The sequence below is a fragment of the Desulfosporosinus meridiei DSM 13257 genome (assembly GCF_000231385.2).
Classification (GTDB): domain Bacteria; phylum Bacillota; class Desulfitobacteriia; order Desulfitobacteriales; family Desulfitobacteriaceae; genus Desulfosporosinus; species Desulfosporosinus meridiei.
In genome coordinates this window covers 2,532,189-2,550,530 of the sequence record NC_018515.1, presented here as the reverse complement: position 1 = coordinate 2,550,530, position 18,342 = coordinate 2,532,189, and the positions used below count along the sequence as shown (strand labels likewise).

General features: G+C 39.5%; 23 protein-coding genes. 3 read left to right on the top strand and 20 right to left on the bottom strand.

The features are described 5' to 3' along the window. Positions 1–9: 9 nt before the first annotated feature. The 7 genes from DESMER_RS11710 to DESMER_RS23985 form a co-directional block, all read right to left on the bottom strand. Complete coding sequence (locus DESMER_RS11710) at positions 10–1,119, bottom strand: slipin family protein (protein ID WP_014903263.1); 1,110 nt, start codon at positions 1,117–1,119, stop codon at positions 10–12. Between the two features lie 545 nt (positions 1,120–1,664). Next, complete coding sequence (locus tag DESMER_RS11705; RefSeq protein ID WP_014903262.1) at positions 1,665–2,672, bottom strand: WYL domain-containing protein; 1,008 nt, start codon at positions 2,670–2,672, stop codon at positions 1,665–1,667. Further along, positions 2,659–3,942: a WYL domain-containing protein gene (locus DESMER_RS11700; RefSeq protein WP_014903261.1), complete on the bottom strand. Its 1,284-nt coding sequence runs from the start codon at positions 3,940–3,942 to the stop codon at positions 2,659–2,661. Before DESMER_RS11700 ends, DESMER_RS11705 begins: the two co-directional genes overlap by 14 nt. Positions 3,943–4,118: 176 nt before the next feature. Then, positions 4,119–4,706 carry a hypothetical protein gene (locus DESMER_RS11695; RefSeq protein WP_014903260.1) on the bottom strand — a complete coding sequence of 196 codons (588 nt, stop codon included), beginning with the start codon at positions 4,704–4,706 and terminating at the stop codon, positions 4,119–4,121. Then, entirely contained in the window at positions 4,690–4,998 is a 309-nt protein-coding gene (locus DESMER_RS11690) for a hypothetical protein (RefSeq protein WP_014903259.1), read from the bottom strand. The genes DESMER_RS11695 and DESMER_RS11690 overlap by 17 nt, the downstream gene beginning before the upstream one ends. Before the next feature lie 187 nt (positions 4,999–5,185). Then, positions 5,186–5,803 carry a hypothetical protein gene (locus DESMER_RS11685; RefSeq protein ID WP_014903258.1) on the bottom strand — a complete coding sequence of 206 codons (618 nt, stop codon included), beginning with the start codon at positions 5,801–5,803 and terminating at the stop codon, positions 5,186–5,188. Positions 5,804–6,244: 441 nt separating this feature from the next. Next, positions 6,245–6,409 carry a hypothetical protein gene (locus DESMER_RS23985; protein ID WP_014903257.1) on the bottom strand — a complete coding sequence of 55 codons (165 nt, stop codon included), beginning with the start codon at positions 6,407–6,409 and terminating at the stop codon, positions 6,245–6,247. A gap of 537 nt (positions 6,410–6,946) precedes the next feature. Between DESMER_RS23985 and DESMER_RS24720 the strand changes: the two genes are divergently transcribed. Next, positions 6,947–7,123 (top strand): DUF1694 domain-containing protein, encoded by a 177-nt coding sequence (locus DESMER_RS24720; RefSeq protein WP_345787943.1) that lies wholly within the window; start codon positions 6,947–6,949, stop codon positions 7,121–7,123. A gap of 112 nt (positions 7,124–7,235) precedes the next feature. Here DESMER_RS24720 and DESMER_RS24935 read toward each other — a convergent pair whose 3' ends face one another. The 4 genes from DESMER_RS24935 to DESMER_RS11670 form a co-directional block, all read right to left on the bottom strand. Then, on the bottom strand, positions 7,236–7,322 hold the full coding sequence (locus DESMER_RS24935; RefSeq protein WP_427854283.1) for a putative holin-like toxin: 87 nt from the start codon (positions 7,320–7,322) through the stop codon (positions 7,236–7,238). Positions 7,323–7,441: 119 nt separating this feature from the next. Further along, complete coding sequence (locus tag DESMER_RS11680; RefSeq protein WP_014903256.1) at positions 7,442–7,915, bottom strand: chemotaxis protein CheX; 474 nt, start codon at positions 7,913–7,915, stop codon at positions 7,442–7,444. Beyond that, entirely contained in the window at positions 7,915–8,331 is a 417-nt protein-coding gene (locus tag DESMER_RS11675) for a bacteriohemerythrin (protein WP_014903255.1), read from the bottom strand. The genes DESMER_RS11680 and DESMER_RS11675 overlap by 1 nt, the downstream gene beginning before the upstream one ends. 231 nt (positions 8,332–8,562) lie before the next feature. Beyond that, entirely contained in the window at positions 8,563–9,459 is an 897-nt protein-coding gene (locus DESMER_RS11670) for a DUF3102 domain-containing protein (RefSeq protein WP_014903254.1), read from the bottom strand. Between the two features lie 368 nt (positions 9,460–9,827). Here DESMER_RS11670 and DESMER_RS11660 point away from each other — a divergent pair, with 368 nt between their 5' ends. Beyond that, complete coding sequence (locus DESMER_RS11660; protein WP_014903253.1) at positions 9,828–10,082, top strand: hypothetical protein; 255 nt, start codon at positions 9,828–9,830, stop codon at positions 10,080–10,082. A 238-nt stretch (positions 10,083–10,320) separates the two neighbouring features. On the opposite strand, the gene DESMER_RS11655 is transcribed toward DESMER_RS11660, so the two are convergent. The 5 genes from DESMER_RS11655 to DESMER_RS11635 all read right to left on the bottom strand — a co-directional run bounded on the left by DESMER_RS11655 (position 10,321) and on the right by DESMER_RS11635 (position 14,310). Then, positions 10,321–11,007 carry a hypothetical protein gene (locus DESMER_RS11655; protein ID WP_014903252.1) on the bottom strand — a complete coding sequence of 229 codons (687 nt, stop codon included), beginning with the start codon at positions 11,005–11,007 and terminating at the stop codon, positions 10,321–10,323. 137 nt (positions 11,008–11,144) lie between these two features. After that, the gene (locus DESMER_RS11650) at positions 11,145–11,456 is read right to left on the bottom strand and encodes a hypothetical protein (RefSeq protein ID WP_014903251.1); all 312 of its coding nucleotides are present in this window, start codon (positions 11,454–11,456) and stop codon (positions 11,145–11,147) included. Positions 11,457–11,918: 462 nt separating this feature from the next. Next, complete coding sequence (locus tag DESMER_RS11645) at positions 11,919–12,347, bottom strand: hypothetical protein (RefSeq protein ID WP_014903250.1); 429 nt, start codon at positions 12,345–12,347, stop codon at positions 11,919–11,921. Beyond that, a complete protein-coding gene (locus DESMER_RS11640) occupies positions 12,344–13,867 on the bottom strand; it encodes a Y-family DNA polymerase (protein WP_014903249.1) in 1,524 nt (507 codons plus the stop codon). The genes DESMER_RS11645 and DESMER_RS11640 overlap by 4 nt, the downstream gene beginning before the upstream one ends. 125 nt (positions 13,868–13,992) lie before the next feature. Next, positions 13,993–14,310, bottom strand: a complete 318-nt coding sequence (locus tag DESMER_RS11635; RefSeq protein WP_014903248.1) for a pseudouridine synthase family protein — start codon at positions 14,308–14,310, stop codon at positions 13,993–13,995. Between the two features lie 276 nt (positions 14,311–14,586). Between DESMER_RS11635 and DESMER_RS11630 the strand changes: the two genes are divergently transcribed. Then, positions 14,587–15,207: a DUF3786 domain-containing protein gene (locus DESMER_RS11630; protein WP_014903247.1), complete on the top strand. Its 621-nt coding sequence runs from the start codon at positions 14,587–14,589 to the stop codon at positions 15,205–15,207. Positions 15,208–15,287: 80 nt separating this feature from the next. Here DESMER_RS11630 and DESMER_RS11625 read toward each other — a convergent pair whose 3' ends face one another. From DESMER_RS11625 to DESMER_RS11610, 4 genes are all read right to left on the bottom strand, one after another. Next, the gene (locus DESMER_RS11625; RefSeq protein ID WP_014903246.1) at positions 15,288–16,520 is read right to left on the bottom strand and encodes a YecA family protein; all 1,233 of its coding nucleotides are present in this window, start codon (positions 16,518–16,520) and stop codon (positions 15,288–15,290) included. 401 nt (positions 16,521–16,921) lie between these two features. Continuing rightward, entirely contained in the window at positions 16,922–17,140 is a 219-nt protein-coding gene (locus DESMER_RS11620) for a class I SAM-dependent methyltransferase (RefSeq protein ID WP_042333712.1), read from the bottom strand. Between the two features lie 10 nt (positions 17,141–17,150). Beyond that, the gene (locus DESMER_RS11615) at positions 17,151–17,339 is read right to left on the bottom strand and encodes a hypothetical protein (protein ID WP_014903245.1); all 189 of its coding nucleotides are present in this window, start codon (positions 17,337–17,339) and stop codon (positions 17,151–17,153) included. Positions 17,340–17,577: 238 nt separating this feature from the next. Continuing rightward, positions 17,578–18,258 (bottom strand): SOS response-associated peptidase, encoded by a 681-nt coding sequence (locus DESMER_RS11610; RefSeq protein WP_042334468.1) that lies wholly within the window; start codon positions 18,256–18,258, stop codon positions 17,578–17,580. Positions 18,259–18,342 lie beyond the last annotated feature (84 nt).

Sequence of the window (18,342 nt, the reverse complement as noted above, 5' to 3'; positions counted from 1 at the left end):
ACCCTCATGTTAATTAACTGATTTAGCCGAGAGCAAATTATTCAGCTGTTCAAGCAGGCTGCCTCCACCGGTAAGCGAAATATTTCCGATCTTATCACAGATTTTTTCTAAAAACTCCAGTTCCTTTAACCGATAAAGGGTTTGGTTTTCTTCCATCAGCTTTGCTGTATTTAAGAGACTTCTGGTCGAAGCGACTTCCTCTCTACGGGTAATAACATTGGCTTGCGCTTTCTTTTCCGCAACCAACACGGTATTAAGGATTTCTTTAATATCGCCGGGCAAAATAATATCTTTTACACCAACAAACATGAATTTAACGCCATAATTGGAGCTTTTTTCTTGGAATTTTTCAAGGACATAGTTCCCAACTTCATGTTTCTTTAAAAGAAGATCGTCTAACTTTAACGATCCAATATATTCTCTTAAAATGAGCTGTAAAAAGATGTAAAGCTGTTCCTCAAAGGACTTTACTTCCATGACTTTTAGTGGATCGATAATTTTATACTGACATATAAAATTCAGTCTTAAGGAGATCTTGTCTTCTGTCATAATCTCTTGGCCTGTCATATCCATCTGCTGCTGCCTTAGATCTATATTTTTCACAGCAATATGTACTGGACTCTTCCAAAAGAAATATCTACCTGGTTCCAATATCTTATGAATTATGTTGTCATAATAGAGAATCCCTTTTTCGTAGCTTGCAACTTCACAATAACTCAAAAAACCGGCCAGCATCGGGTTACTATATACTGAAGGATCTATTTCCGATTGGACTTCGGGATTGCGTATATCTATGATAATAAACTCATGAATTTTCATGATGTTCCAGAATGCATACTTTCCCGGCTTTAGCACCTCAACAAGCTTATTATCTTCAAAATGGATCGCAATCTCATAGTCTTGGACATCGATAACTTTGAGTTCCTGCAAAAGTTCATGATCTCCAAGAAATAGGTTGATGTTTTTACCATTTGTGTCAAAACTTTTGTTAACATCGGATGTCACAACTTGATATTTAATCAATGGATTAAAGTAATGTTTTCCAGGTTTTAAGCATTTCGTATAGTTACCGTCTTTGAATAATAAACCTCTTTCATCATTCTTAATGCTTACCTTCATTTTAATCCATCCTTTTCTTAACAATTTTGTGAATCTTTTTCGAGAATCCTTTCGGAACTTTAGCGGAGTACTGCTTAAGAACAGAGCTTACCTATCATTATCATGATCAATTGTTTCTGCCACAGACATAGCCTTGGCAGGAACTGCTTCAGACGAGTTTAGGTTTGCTTTATTCGGTATCCGCGCACTTCATGGCTATAATCCCGGCGTCTTTGCAGTGATACTGCCTAAACATAGGATTCTCTCCAAAGATTCAAACTTCGTGTGACCATAGAAGGCTAACCATAGCTTCAGATCCTTAAATCTGATGGGGATTCGAACCCCATATTGCCGAAGGCTCTACCGCTGAGCTAATTACCTTACAGTAATGGAGGAATCGAACCTCCGTTCTTCGGTTATTGAGTTCCACATTCCGATACCGGCATACCTAAATCTTAACAAGATCTGGCACCGCAAGATCATACAGAAATCTATGTAAAGGAATTAGGAACATTTTTAGTATACCGGGATGATTTACCGGTCAAAAGACAAAAAGTTTGCAACATTTATCTTGTTGCAAACTCTAAGGATTTTCTTACTCGGTTTATTATTTCATCTGCAATTCTTTGAGGGGATATTACTTTGACATAAGGGCCTAAAGAAATAATATTCCGTATTAAATTTTCTTCTTCAAATATGTAGTAATGAAGTCGTAACTCATATTTATTATTTCCTAAATGTTTTGCTGACCTCTCCATACCAGAAAAACACATAAAGCTTCTTTCCATGGCTGCCTTTTTATCCGTAACTTCTAAAACAATGGGCTCTTGAGAGTATTTTTCTAAAAGTTGTGCTCTCGCGGTTTCTCTATCTATTGGTACCTTCTCGTTCACGATTCTAAGGTTTGACAGCGTAAAAAGGTTGGCCATAATCGGCCGGTTATCATCAATCGAAAACATGGATATTCGAAATCTACCGTCTCTCATTGAATATTCAAGACTAACCGGCAAGGCCAGTTTATTCTTATGAAGATTTCCTTTCCTATCCTTGTTATCATAACGAATAGGTTTTTCTTGAATTAACGCTTCTAATAGCAATCTAAAATTGTATTGGTAAATATCTGGTTCTGTAATCTCTGGCAGCTGAATGATATTTGTCTTTTCCAGATATTCATTGATAATCGGAGTATCGAAGTCACCAAGAATGGCTTGAAGTTGCGACAAAGTATTTTCGCTTAAAATCATTTCTATTCCTGGTTGGCAAAGAAGCGCTTTCAGCCATGCTTTTTCTATATTTGTAAAACGAACGGGTAGTGGTATTTTTCCGGTATCTCTAATGCTTGGAAAAAACAGATCGTTCTCTTGTTTTAATAGATTGAAGCTGTCGTCTTTGTCTCCGTTATTCAAGACGAGATCAGCAAAAGTAAGCTGATTCTTCCCGATAACTTTTTGTTCAAATTCTCCATCATCAATGATTCTTAGAATTTCATCTTTGGTTTTCCCAGTGACACTTTCATTAATAATTCTAAATACTAGATGAAAATATCTGTTTTTTACTTCATCAAATAATTCCATAGGACAAAAGAATCTCCTTCCAGTCTGCTTCGAGCTTTTCTGCAAGCGCAGTACTTTCCAAGACCCGAATATTACCTGTATAGCTTCTAAGCCACGGAATCAATTCACCACTATCACTAACCTTCAGCGAATAGTGATAGCACCCTTCCTTTACTTTCTCCATTTTCCCACCAGGTGCTTCGTTTTTAATCTTTTCAATCAAATATCTTTCAGTGGATTCATCAACTAATAGTTCTAATTTAATGTTTTCTGGTTCTTTTCCATCTGATAAAGCTACACTGGACCAGGTATATTTCATACGCTCCGTGTAACTTTTTTGATAATCTATCCTTCGGAAAGATTCCTTTTGTATTTCAACAGTCTCTATCCTATCTAGTCTCGAGATAATACACTTACCATAATTATTGAAAGATATTAGATAAAATCTGCCATGACGTACATCATATCGTATTTTATAAGGAGTTAAGACTTTATAGGAGTTCTTATCTGGTTTTTTTGCTGTATGATAGTAAATTTTAATTTTTCTTTCTTGATTGATTGCCTTTAGAATGTCCCATAAAATCTGTTCCTCAATTACGGGATGAAAGTGAACATACTTATAATTAAACAAGTTAAAAGTAACGCTACGTTTTCTTTCATATATCAAATAATCCTGAAGCGTTTGTTCACAGAAATAACCGATAGTTGTAGGAAAAATAATATTTTTATAAAGATCAATGGCCCTAAGTAATTCAAGTAACTGGTCATAGCTAAGTTGTTCTAATATATCAGGAGCAATAGAGAATTGTTTTGACCTTTTCTCTGTATCACAAGAAAGTATACCGATTTTTTTAGATAATTCATTAAGTTTTCTTTCGATTGTCTTTACGCTAATTTTTTCGAAGTTTATATAGTCATTCTCAATAAGTTCATCTACAACAGCATTTACTGAACAAGGAGTGTCTTTTGACTGAAGGTACATAAGAATAAAAAAATACAAGTATAGGTCTGTCCTTGTAAAACTTTTTGTCATGAAGGTATTAACAAGGAAATTATCTGTATGTCTTAAGAAGTCATAGGTAAGGCTTATAAGTTTATAGCGCCCATCCTTATCTACTTTGACATATCTCTTTTCGACATACTGCTGAATACGGCGAATTTCATAACTTACTTTCCTGGAGCTGACATTCCTTTTATTTTCGAAATCATCAATCGAAAAGCATCCGTATAAAAAACAATCTCTGAGAATATCTCTTATGATATTATAATGTTTAATAAAATCGCTAAACATAATGCTCCTTTTAAGATTTTATTATTACTCTTAAATTATCTACTTCCCTTTTGTTCTATTATTTGTTCCTTATCTCTGGCAATTCAATACGCAGCTCAAATCAATGGATTCTAATCCAAAATTCCCAGACGAACACGTCTTACATTAATAATAAGGCCTGATTTAGGCGGGCAAATTTAATTTGAGCCACTGAATGGATACCATTTTAAGTCGTCACTGCTAATTGTTGTAGTGTTCTTAGGATATCTATATTCAAATAATACATTGCCCTCTTTTGAAAGTGCCACGGGGTTAAAAGTATTAAAATCTACTGGTTTGTCCCAGGAGAAAATAACTGGGCTATTAACTGTAATTTCTTTCTTAATCCTTTCTGTTGTGGGGCCAACTTCAATGTATGATATAGTTGGATCTGAGGTTTCTACGGCAAACACAGTAGCCGGATCTTTACCAGTGTAACTCATCCACCCAACTGTCTTAATATTGTCTGAATTTTGGGGAAAATGTACAGTTACGGGGGCACGCCACAAGAATCCTTCCTTTATTGCAAGGACAGTACGTGGCCCCTTAGATGTTCTAAACAGGTAAACTTTCCCCCATTGGAAATTAACCTCTCCGAAATCAGTTACAGATTTTTCTGCGTTAAAATGAGCTTTTGCAGCTCCCAGTGATGAAAACCTATACCCACTAGAATATAGAAACCAAATACCTAAGGTAATAGCGATAACAAAAACAATCCCAGCCACTTTGTTAAGTGTCAACCTCACATACTCTCCCCCTCCGGCTATTTCCGATAATGATAAACACCGACATGTGTCGTATATCTGTATCCGACACATGTCGGTAATACTCCCTGTAGATGTATAAACTATTAATTTTTATATTTTCAAATGAATTCGTCCATAATCCTCTTAATCCAATAGCTGCAAGCTTTTGACTATACTTAATGTAGAAGGCCTTAATTAGCACCTGAACAACCTTAATCATTACATATCTTCTTTGCAAAGTAAGGGGAATATTGACAAAAATCTGCAGATAAGTTTTACGTATAAGTTTCACCTATCCCCCCTCTGTTCGCCAGAAACTAATTATTCCACCCGTTGATTTCATCAATGGATGCTCTAATTGAGGTTATCATCTCATCAATCTCTCGCCTTAATTCTGTTGAAAATTGCATTTTACCTTTGTCCTCATTAAGTTCAATGGTTACTATGTCAATGAGATGATTTGCTGCAATTAGCCTAATTTATGTAATTTCCTTACTGACTTTTTTAGCCCAGCCATGCTTGGTGACTGGATTGAAATAGATGTAAAATGCTGTAAATGACTGGTTTTCGTCAGATGAATCTGTTCTCTTTTTAAAAGCTACATGTATGTTTTCCTGGTCAAAGGATTTAGCATGGAAATACCAGCCAAAGGTTTCGACGTTGGCCCAATTGTACTCAGGATAATCCCTTAAAATGGTCGCCATTATTTCATCAGTTAAAGTTCTTGTAAAGGAGTTTCCGGTAATCTGGGTAGTATCCGCGTATTCCCATGCATCTTTTGGCGGAATGATAATAATATACGGTCCATAATAAAGGCGATTCACATCATTGAGTCTTACCTCAGGGTTGAGTTCCCAAGAAATAATTACTTGTTTGGTTTTTTGACTTAGAACGGTATGCTTATCATCCGGTTGATTATATTTATCATCTGAATAATTCAAAGCAAAATACCTGCGATATTCATATACAGATGAAAATGGAGTGATTTGGATGATAACCTCTACATCATCAGACATAAGTTCTGTTTTCTGCGGAGCACAGCCGAAGACTAAGGAAATAGGTATGAAAAAAAGTGCAAGAAATAATAACTTTCTCATAACTGGTAGCCTCCAATAAGGTTTGAGATTATAATAAGTCATTTCTGCTTGGCCTCCTTCCAAAGCGGGACCGACTAGCAATCGTTTTCGGCATATTCCCACTGCTACAGATTTACCTTATGTATTCAAGTCTTTTAGGGTAAATTCCTTTATGTGTCTATGTGTCCGTAATTCACGCCAGAATCCGGCCTGTTTCCTTAGTCAATATCCCATTCCCGCCTGATTCTGAGAAGATTCTCCGTCCGTTAAGGTGACAACCTGCACAGCATGTCCCAGGACCCGACAACTCGTCGTTTCCTGGGACATGTTTAATTTCCGTTTTTTTAATCCTCTTTAACCTCCGGAAAAAAATCCATCATAAGATAAAGAGACAGGCCGTTATCCGGTCTGCCAATAAAACAGAGGAGTCGGACCATTATTACCGAACTTCTGAATTCAGGACTATTCCGAATCGCGGTTTTCATCTTTAATAGCCAGGACTTTAAGCCCTGGTCCCGGCTCTTCGTTCATGAAATGAGCTTCTCCTTCCTGCTGTGCTTTTAAAAGGATATCCAGGGCATCGGCAACTTTAGCCGCCAGTTGAAAATACATGGTTTTATAATCCATCCCAGTCTATACCCCCTATTCAAGCAGCGGCAAGGCTCCGGGTCATGTCCCGGTCCTGCCGTCTGCTCTTATAGGGGAAATTAAAAAGCGCATGGAGGTTTTTTTCACCCTACACATGCGCAATGCTTCGTTATTTGTTGAATCCTAAACACCAACCCTATCAACCGGAAGCAAACCGGTAGTTAAATGTACACAGAAAAACGGTCCGCCTAGCGGGTACGCGAACAGTTCCTTTCTGCTGCCTGGGTTGGTAATAGGCTGAATCTCCTGCTGCGTGAAGCCGCACAGTCTGCTCATTGCCGACGTCCCATTACACTCGCTTCACCCTGCCGGCACCTTGCTTGTGCATAAACGGGCAGCGTTGTATAATAAAAATGTCGTCGTGGACAGTCTGTTACGTGTAGGTGCTTGCTCACCTGCGCGTGCCTGGAAGTGGGCCAACACTTTCAGGTCACGGCGACTTTTTAATTTCCACCTATTCCTAATTATAGCTTTTTTGAGATGAATTGCAAGGTGTGGGTGAATATTGCTTCTTAAATAGATATACATCTTGCCAAACAAATGGAAAAACCCTATACGGTGATTTATGATCCTGAACTTAAAGGCGAAACCGGGCTAGTCGTGGTGAGTGATGAAGCGGTTGACGTGGAGAACATTGATGTCCTGGATAACAGCTCTGGCATTGTATCGAGTGATAATTTGAATCAACTATGATATACTATAATAAAAGAGGAGCCATGTTGACGCATGACTCCAATGTAACAACCGCTCAAAGAGCGGACGGCTTCAAAAGAACGGAATAGACCGAACCTTTGAGAGAGGCGGTCTATTTCCGTTTATGGAATGAAAGTATTAACACAATCAATGTTGCAAATGAAATCATCAGCATCAAAGTCTGGTATACTTCTTCCATGGCATCACCTCCCTTTGGAGGAATGCCGACCGCCCTGCAAGCCTTTTCTGTTACAGGTAAATTATAACATACAAGCACTCAAATTGAACTGCTTTTTATCATATCTATAAGGAGTTCGCCTAGCCCGCTGACTGAATTGTCCGGAGGTTCAGTCCCACATCCCCTATAGATGTCTTGACCTTAGCCCCGTAAAGGGAACACCCTTCACTGACAGGGAAAGTCTGGCCTTCGCTGACCTTAGGAGGACGAATATCGCAGATCAATTGGGCTTGGGACAGACTCGACAAAGCATTGCCGCTAATAATATTAGCGATCTCGCCTAAAGCCGATTTAACAAACTCATCGATTTCCTTGAACTCCATACCGCTCATTATTTTCACCATTTCCAGGGTCATATCTTTGGGAAAGCTATACATTATCTCACCATTGAGATCCCCTGTAATTTGTATGACAATATCGATATTTTCTATGTATTCCTTCTTATCATTGTTTTCCGGGGACTGAACAGTATCAGTGATTACGTCTAGATCCAAGAGCAGTTTAAAGGTCTGATTGGCTGCATCCGAAAAGGAGGTTAAAAGTTCGCTATTCATTAATTAGCCCCCTTACTTCGGGCATACTCAGCAATTTTCTGATCATCTGCCAGCACATGATTGATCAGCCAGGCTATAAGCTTCCCTCCGAATTGCTGCATGAGTTCTTCCTTAAAGCCCTCTTTTTCGTACTCATCAGAAACCGCCACCACATAGGCAACCATTTTCTGATGAATCTTCTGATGCTCCTGATAATGAGGGTAGGCGATTGCCGCCTGATAGGCTTCTTCATCGGCAAAATGGGTCACTACATAACCTTTCATAAATTCTAGCGTTTCACTGACTTTTTCAAGCTTTTGCTCCCAGGGCTTATCGGAACGCAGAGTTTCTACAAACGCGGTAACCCGGGAAAACAACTCTTCATGCTGCTGATCGATCCGGGGAACTCCCACCATATACTTTTCTTTCCAAAGCATACCCTTTCTCCTTTCGTCTTCTGCAACTGTTCTTATTTTCTTTAAGTATATCACGAGAAAAAGAATTAACAAAGAATGATTAAAAAGAGAGAGTGATTTTTCTCCATTAGAGAGAGCTGCGGCCTCAAAAGAACGGAATAGACCGAATCTTTGAGAGAGAGGGTCTATTCCGTTCTTTTCATGGCCTGCACCCGGAACCAATGGGCGAAATTGTTGTTGTAGCCGCAGGATTTATTTCCCCTTGGACTGGTTCGAATTAATCGCTAAATTGGTCTGAATGGCCGGTGGCCATTCTTTCGCCATCTTCCCCATGTTTACCAGAATCGTGCTCACATTTTCCCTGTATTTTTCCTTCACTTCCCGATCCGTTCTGTCTAAGGCGGTGAGTACTTTCAGGAGCTCATTGTAGGCATTGAGCATGTTATCCCGGTGAATGGAAAACTTTGCTTCAAGGGTTTTGACGGAAGATGTTGTTTCCGTGTCTTTGAGCTTCTTTTCCAGTTCGGTAATTTTACTGGTGGAGGGGAGCTCTTCTTTGACTGTCTCCAACTCTTTGGCCTTTAACGTGACTTTTTCCTGCTCGGCGGTATATTTTGATTTGTAGTCGTTCACCTGTTGCTCCAGGCTTTGAGCCTGAGTGGTTAATTGGGCGAGCTCGCTGCTTTTCAGATCCAAGTCTTTTTGCAGGTCTTTTTTCTCCTGAATGGCCTGGTCTCGGTCCTTGACTGCCTGCTGCAATTCCAAGTTGGTCATGCTCTCCACATCATGCTTGGCGATAAACTCCTCCCTCTCCTCTTCCGGGATCCCCAAGAGGATCAGCGCCTGGGTGTAAGTCAGATTCGTCACCAGTGACGAATCTGACAAGCTGTCACTGGCGGGAGAGGTGAGCAGTTTCGTCCCGTACTCTTCCCAGAGCTGCATTAGCCTATCGGCCGTCCGCTGAGAGTAATTAACCGATTCCTTTAACCACTTGCCCCATTCTCCATAAGGAACCAAGTCCTTAGCCTCCTGCAAGCGCCGGCCGATTTCAACGGCACTGGTAAGAATGATTTTCCCAGCCTGGTGTCTAATCGTGTTAATTTCTGCCGCGATCACAAGCGGCGTACGCTCTTTGAGCAAATCACTCATGATATTGTCTGCCCTTTCCATTACTTTATAACAGAATATGGGGCTAGGCCTACACTTGTGACAAACCTCATTTGCCTGGCAATTGAAGTTAATGACCATAAAATAGGGGCCGGCCCAATAAGCGTTCACTTTTACGTTTATCGGGCTGGCCCTTTAGTTAAATATGATAAGGGGATATCCTTTAAAGGCAAAAAATTTGGAGAGAGTCTACTTTTACTTGCTTATTCATGGCATAATGCTAGGATATACAATTTGCCCAAAGGCTTTTTGACTGGAAACCTTTAGGCAACGCTACTGAATTCCCATATATATAATTAATTTTTGCTTCTTTGGGCAGAATTAATAAAAACTCAAGGAGGTAATTTTAAATGAAGATTATTAAAAATGAGCTTAAAGAAATTAGGGAAAAACTCATTTGTGAGCATTTGTTAAACCTTAATGAGAATAACGATACATTTGCGATTGAATTGGATAATCTTGATGTAAGGATTCATTCAACGTCTGAAAATGACGACGCAATTATTTACTTGAAAAAGAAGTTTTTTCACAGAAGTACGTGTGAACCTGTAGGGCCTTATAGTTCTCTGATTATTTTTTACGACCTTAATGAAAGTATCAACTAATATTCAATGCGGATGATACATTTACTATCAAGACATTGGATTAATAGTTATATTAATCGTGTCTTTACAGATTTATCCACAGTAAACCTTTTGTATGCAATGATTATCAGTCTTAATTTTTTACAGTTTCATTATAATCCTAACTTCCCATTATCTCGTCTCTCTTTTAATCAATTACAGATTAACATGATTCTAAAATTCTACATATAGAGTTCCAAATCATAAACCTGTATATCATTCAAAGATTATTCCCTACCGTCCGGCTTTCATCTTCGGTATAAAGAATAAGAATTGGCCCTTGCATACCTCCCTGCCCGTAATAACCATTCTTCACCGTAATCGAATTATAAGATAGGATAGTTCGCGTTTCACCAGAATGCAGAATAAAATTCCCAGGCTCCTCTGAATTTTCTACTTCTGTCAAAATTAAATCCTGAGGAAACAATTCCTTAGGGAAAAAGTTATCTGATGGTATCTTAATACCAAATTTTATAGTATCCTTTCCATAATTGGTTAGGACAACTGCACCAAGTACCTCGATTTTCTTCTTATCATTTGAACCTCTAATATTAAAATTACTGTTTCTTGAGTCATATTCAACTGAATCTAGACCTCTATGAATTCCATAATAATAAGGCTTGACAAAGGATACAACTGACGGAGTAAGTATGAATAATAAAAGTAACAATATCAAAAGTTGTCGAATAGTCATTATTCTTCTTGCCTCAAGACATCCGATAATAAATAACGCAAAGTAAATTACTACAGGGTAGTGAAACCCAGTTTGACCATTCGACCATGGAGATATTCCTAACCCCAACAATATTTTGTCACCGATTGAAAATCCGGTTTCTGTGGTGTGTCCTAAGAAAATAGTGAAGAAAATTAATATTACCGAAATTATTGCATGCTTTGAAACTTTCAATTTTATATTACCACCTATCCTTTCAAATTTAATCTATAATAATGATACCTTCTAAGTGTCGGCAACACGGTGTTAAGTAAAGTGGCAACTTCAAATCTCACCTAGTCGTTTATTAATAAGTCCCTTGTACAGAGCGCTTATTGGAATAAAACTGTAAAACCTAACCACACGATAACCCCAACATATGGTAATGTAAAAATCCACGCTAATTTACTTTTTTCATATTTAATCGCAAGTGCCGATCCAATAAAGAATATGGGAAGTGCATACATTATATATCTAAATCTTGGAGTTGAACCCAAATACCAGGATATAGGTATAGCAAAAATCCCACCTAAAATGATTAACCAAATTCTCTTGGAATATATTCCGATACATACAAGAACGATAGCTGTAATAATTCCGGGCCATCCAATAAGCGCTCTTAGTAATCCATATAGCATTTCCATAGACTTCGCTCCTCTTGTCGATTAACTGAACTGAATATATTTTGCTTAGAACTTGAAATTGGTTCCAAGCATGCGTTGTTTTGTGATCCAACATTGCATGGCTTTTTTCATATTGTAAAAGGGCTTTTTTATTTAAATTTCTTTCAACTAGAATTCTATCACTTTCCTAAATATTCCTGCCGGCTATTGTTATTATCAGAAAATAATAGCCAGAACTACAAAAACGTATTAGGCACTGTAATCAAAATTTAGTTCATAATGTAATAAAGAAAATAAATTTTCCGAATTATAACAATAAGCTCTCATAACTGTAATGTTATGAGAGCTTATTGTTAGGGGTAGAGCCAACATAATGACGTAAAACCCACTCTAAGACAATATGTGGTAATAATAAGCTGATTTTTCCAACGCTAAGAACCGTGAGTACTTGTATTCACTATCTGTTCAACCTTGACTATTGGTTCAACGTATTTCCATAAATTCGAATAGCTTCCCATCTATACTGATTATTTCATCAATGGGAATCGCTGTGCCATCGGTCATAACGACAACCCGTTCATATTCGTCTATCTTTTTAGCCGTACTGATAGCAGTAACATAGTCGCCGCCATTCTTCTTCGCATCCGGCTGAAAGTAGGTAATTGCGATTTCAGGATACTCTTTAATCCGATCTGCTATGATTTGCATCCTCTCACTTAAAGCGTCTTTCATATATTCGTCCAATTTTACTCTCTCGCCAGTCAGTCTTGCTGTTTCTTTGATGGCGGCATCATAGCCGGTCAGTGCGGCGAAAGGGGAAAACTGAGCTGCCCGGTCAATAGCAGTCATATGAGGGCGTGTCGTAGAGACATGGTGAGGTAGATTAATAATGTCGTCATATGTTTTCGTCATGCCTTGTGCCCTCCAATCTGCCTGTTCCGGTCTACAGTGGTAGCGCCTTCCTCCAGATTCATACCCTTTAGAATGGCGTTCTTGCCGTATTTCTTTTTTATTTCAAGCATTGCTTGCTGCATCTTTTTTTCTCGTGCAAGCTCAGCTTCTTCATCTTCTTTTTTTGCCTGCGCAGCCGCGTAATCCGTAAAGAGATCAAGTTGTTCAAAGTTGCCCGTCTTTTGAATAGTTGCCTCATCAACGACATGATTCGCTGTGATGTTGACTCTTCTGATCAGAAGATTTTTGTCAACGATGCGTTCAAACAGATCTGTGACAGCATCCAGGATTAGCTTTGCCGAGGAGGTCTGTCTGCCAAGATTTACTGAACCATGCGCGGATTTCGGAAGGTTACGTCCGTAATGGTCAGTGGTGATTGCCCCGTGATATGATTTATTAATCTCTGGATTTGTTAGATTATCGATATCATATCCGACCGTTAAAACAAGCTGGTCGCTCACAAGTCTTTTATCTACCAGATCAAGTACCAGCAGATCAGTCATTTCCCGCACGATCAGCTTCGCTTTGTCAAAAGTATAGGGATAGTGCAGTACCTGTCCCGATCCAATACTGTTTGTGCTTGGCTTATACGCTTTAATATCGGCAATTGTGCATGGCTCCCACCCCCAGGCATGGTCGATCAGCAGCTCAGCGTTAATGCCGAATAGCTTATACAGTAAATCCTCGTTGTGGTAATCGGTAGGTTTACCGAGAGAGCATCTTGCAATATCCCCCATTGTAAAGAGACCTTTTTCCTCCAGCTTCTTGGCATATCCTTTTCCAACGCGCCAAAAGTCGGTTAGAGGCCGATGTGACCATAGAGAGCGACGGTAGCTCATTTCGTCCAGCTCGGCAATCCGCATACCGTTGTTATCAGCCGGTATGTGCTTTGCCTGAATATCCATAGCGATCTTGCTGAGGTACAGGTTTGTGCCAATTCCCGCCGTTGCTGTAATGCCAGTTGTTTTGAGTACATCTAGCATTATTTTCGCGGCAAGCTCACGGGCTGAAAGATTGTAGGTGTTCAGATAATCGGTAACGTCAAGGAATACCTCGTCAATGGAGTAGACATGAATATCTTCGGGCGCAATGTACTTCAAATAGATATTGTAAATCAGCGTGCTGTACTCTATATAATACGCCATCCTCGGTGGAGCAACAATGTAGTCCAACGAGAGACCCGGTGAGAATTTCAATTCAGTATCGTTGCAGGAAACGCCGGAAAAAGCTCGTCCTGGAGCTTTGCCCAGCCGTGCTGCATTTGCTTCCTTGACCTTCTGTACAACTTCAAACAGCCTCGCCCTACCGGGAATGCCGTATCCTTTGAGGGAGGGAGAGACGGCGAGGCAGATGGTTTTTTTGGTGCGGCTTGCATCAGCGACAACAAGGTTGGTGGTCAGCGGATCAAGCCCTCGTTCCACACATTCGACCGAAGCGTAGAAGGATTTCAAATCAATTGCGATATAGGTTCTGTTCTTCATGCTTATTCTCCGGTTGCCTACTTAAATACAAATAATCTGCTCGAAAAATTTCTGTTTATCTGTGCATTATATAATTAGAAGAAATTTACTTTCATATACCCATTATTTGCCTTATGATTCTCTTATTATAAAAAAGGATTTTCCGCATCGGCCACCTCTTGCATAATCACAATCGGATCTGAAATTAGGCCAAATTGCTCGTCATCCGGGTAAGTTACAGCTATTGTCGGTTTATTACCTGCATATGCAATCACACTAGCCATTGTATCCCATTTTGTACATAAATAGAAATGTGCATATTCCCCTTGTTCAACTATCTTCAAATATGCCCCCATGTTTCCTTTTATTATCGTTGTATCCCTTATCTCTGTTTCATATTCATATTTTTCAAACGCATCCTTCATATGAATAGATACAATACCATTCCATGTTCTTGATATCATCTAATTTTCATCACCTTATTTTTTTGTAATTCTCCAAATATTAAACTAAGGTTGATATAATGAAGATGCTTGGTTTTACTACTGGACTTCTAGAATTTTAGAGTAGTTTATGGTGGCTTCGAGAGCAGATTATTTACTGTGAGTTTGATAGAGACCGCTGCAAACGCGTCCTGGTCAAGATCATCGGTGAATAATGTGGAATAGTAGAATGCAGTTGCAGGTGCTTTTGAGAAATAAAAAGGATGTGAACGGAAAATGGGCTACAGGGGGATGGAGATGGAATCCAATTACCGTGTTGTTTATGATAAATTTTGGCAGGATATTAAGAAACGCGATCCTAAAGAGATAACGGCGGCACGCGCTCTTTCGTACAGTAGCTATACCCGTCAGTTTGTTGTGATGTTTTTTAACGAGGAATATATCGTGGACAGCGCAAAGGAGACAATCTGGCGGAAAGCAGACGGATATGTTCCCGATGTGGTGGCTACAATCATTATCCTCAATTACTTAGCCTATGCGCAGCCGTTGCCGGAATCAGCCCCAAACTGGGTGAGCATTAAAGAAATACCGGGTGGAATGATATTTTATTCCGCGTTTCATAAAACGGCTATCTCAGTGCTGATCGAAGCATTCGGACATCAGACCAGCCGGTTAATGACGGCTGCACGCTCTTTGGGCGGTCAAGCCGGTCCCTTCGGTGATGCGTCCGTGGTTTTCAGGGCATTTCCTGAAATTCCTTTGTGTGTGATAGTTTGGCAAGGGGATGAAGAAGTTAGGGCCAATGCCACCATTCTTTATGATCCTTCCATAGAGCTTATGCTGCGCAGCGCGATCAGTATCGATCTTGGCATATACCTTGCGGGTCAGCTGAAGAGGCTGGCCGTCGAAGCATTATGATTAATTCATGATAGTATGCCTAACAAAAAAGAGCGCCTTTAAACTGCACTCAGTTCTTTAGGTGCATCCTTCATTTGTCTTCATTTTTCGCAGCACTTCTTAAATTTCTTGCCGCTGCCGCAAGGGCAGGGATCATTTCGACCGATCTTGGTGCGGGTTTGCAGATCAATTACTTTCGAATTCTGCTGACTTATCTTAAAAGGTTCAGTCGGCAAAGGCTTCAAGTATTTTCTTTCTTCCTGAATCAACTCATTGGGAGTATGTCCCTTTAACACCCACTGGCGAGTATTATTATATAGTTCCATTATTCTTGCTGTTAACTGCTGTACAAATTCGAACGACGGAAACTCTATCCAGCTCTGCAGGTATTGAATAATCAGCGTCGGCTTGGAATCCGCATTGATCATATAGGTTGTCTGTAATGCAATTTCGTTTATTTCCTGATCAGACAGCCTGTAATGCTTTAAAAGGAAACTGATAAAGCTGCTCATCTCCGGTGTTCTGTCAACATGATCCGGATCACCGGCTTTTAACAGCTGATTTTTTGTAAAAGGATAATAATCAACCCCTGGTCTCATTCTGTGTTCTTCAACAATTTTCTTTGCATCAAAAACTCTGTCATCCTGATATCCATATAACGTGTAACGAGCCTGTCCATAGAAATCACAGGCAAAGGACATCACATTCATAAATTCCAGAATGTCGATTTCCTGCCCTATGAGCTCGCTTATCTTCGCTTTAACGAGCCAAGCGTCCATGACACCATAGTAATGAAGCAATCCATGGGTTAAGCGTATCCACTCGGTATTGCGTTGAACAATGTTCTGCAACTCACTGCTATCTATCTGGGAAAAAATGTTTATCAGTTCAGTTGGCATAAATAATACCTTTTGATCGTCATATAATCCGGGAAATATAATACTTAATCCCATGAATGCTTCCGCATTCGAAACAGAAATACCCATATCAGGTATAACTCCCGAATTCTTAATGATTATTTTAATAAAGTCGTACCTGCTTTGATCCAATGTAAAGATGATCTTCTTAAACTTCAAAGGAATCAATTTTGCCAGTTCCGCTGCCAACTCTGCCTTTCTGAGTGAGCTTAGATTTCTCAAATCATAGTTTTTACGGATTGTATCCATTTCAGCTTTTGTTAATCCGTTAATGGCCTCATAAAGGCTACATGGAACATCAACCTTCTTCCAAAGCCGCTTCTCTCTATTTTCCTGCAGTTGTTGGCTAAAGGCCTTTGCATTTTTCAATGCTCTTATTAAAGCAGCTTCTGTTTTCTTATCTGGTTTTTTTGACATCTTACATCACTCCTGTACCTGTGTAGTCTTCACTACTTATAGAAGTGAGCTTATAGCATTTCTATTTCAATAAGCTTCTTCAACTTTTATAGCCATTATTATAACGAATATAAGTATCTAGAACAAGTGTTCCCTTGTGATTTTCATATCTGAAGATTAGGTTTTTCACCTCCTACAAACAAGAAAAGAGCTCTTAGAGTCCCGAAATATTGAGGGTTAAAAGCATTCTCCCCCAACATATGTAAAAAAGGGCCGCCGAGTCAATGTAATATAACTTTGTATCAATTAAAGTTTTCACCCAATTATCTGCTGCTGAATATTGGAGGCCTGTGCAGACCACACTGCTTTTGTAATCTGGGGATAGTTTGCTAAGACCGTTTGCCAGGCCTCACAAATTCCTGCTATGGAATTCCAAAGAGTGTCGTCTTACCACAGGGCTTTAATACTCTACACATTTCCTGAAGGGCACGTCTTACATCGGAAAAATGATGTACAGCAAACCTGGAGGCAACAATATCAAATTGGAAATCGGAAAATTTTAAGTTGTGTACATCTTCTGTCCTAAAAGAAATATTACTGATACCGTTTTGAATTGAAGCCGTTTTAGCCTCAGCTAGCATTAATTACGAGCTAAAAATCTTCCATCATCATCTTATAAGTGCAACGAGACTCACATTTAGCACTACTGCTTTCACACTTAAATCCAACAATTTCTCCTACCTCATTACTTCCCTTCGGTCTTTGCCGGAAAATCATTAGGGAAACAATCTTTGAAACAGTTGAACAAATTTCCTGTCTCTCTTCTATAATCTGTTCCATACTTAATGCACCTACTTTTAAGTCCTTTACTGTCTGGATCAACAAACCCGTTATCGGATCGAGATACTCCTCATATTGGGGTGTGTTTATTGTAATAATTGGAAATCTCTAAAGGTCGTTGTAATTTCTTTGGATAAAGGGGTGAGCCTATTGGACGTACCGAGTGAAAATGAAAACGGAATCGTTTTCCATTTCCAAGAAGAAGCATCACGCATACCACAAATATTATTTCATAATCCTAAAAAAGCCTGTTTACTGGAACTATACATTCAGGTTCATCGTTGCGTGGAGAATTCACCAGTGGTGATACCTCGTAAGCAACCATTCCTTCCGCTGGAAAAGGTGTTAGCAAACCTTTGACTTCACGGCTAGGGATAGCACCACTATCCAGCCAAAGCGACTCCATGCCCTGTGGCAATATTACAGGCATTCGGTTGTGTATAGGCTCCATCAACTTATTAGGTGTAGTCGTAATAATCGCACATGAGTTTATAGTTTGGCCTGTCGGGGACAACCAAGAATCCCACAAACCTGCGAAAGCAAAGGGTCTGCCGTCTTGAAGAGTGATTCTGTAGGGTTTTTTAATGCGACCTTCTTTTTTCCACTCGTAGAAACCGTCTGCCAAGACCAGACATCGTTTTTCCTCAAAGGACCTGCGAAAACTTGGCTTTTCAGCCAAGGTCTCTGCTCGGGCATTGATTAATTTGTTTCCGATGCTTTCATCTTTAGCCCAATACGGTATAAGCCCCCAGCGAAACATTAGTAAGAGGTTACTTCCATTTTTATGGATCACCACAGGAACTTCTTGAGATGGTGCAATGTTAAAGCGTGGGCCAAACTCAAACTCAAACTCAAGTTGGACTATACCAAAACGTTCCGTAATGTTCTTTGGTTTGGAAAAGGAATATCGGCCACACATCAAGCTTTCATCCTCTCTATACACGTTGCATCTTCCTACTAGCCGAACACTTCAGATAAATCATGAGCTTTTTCAGGCAGCATG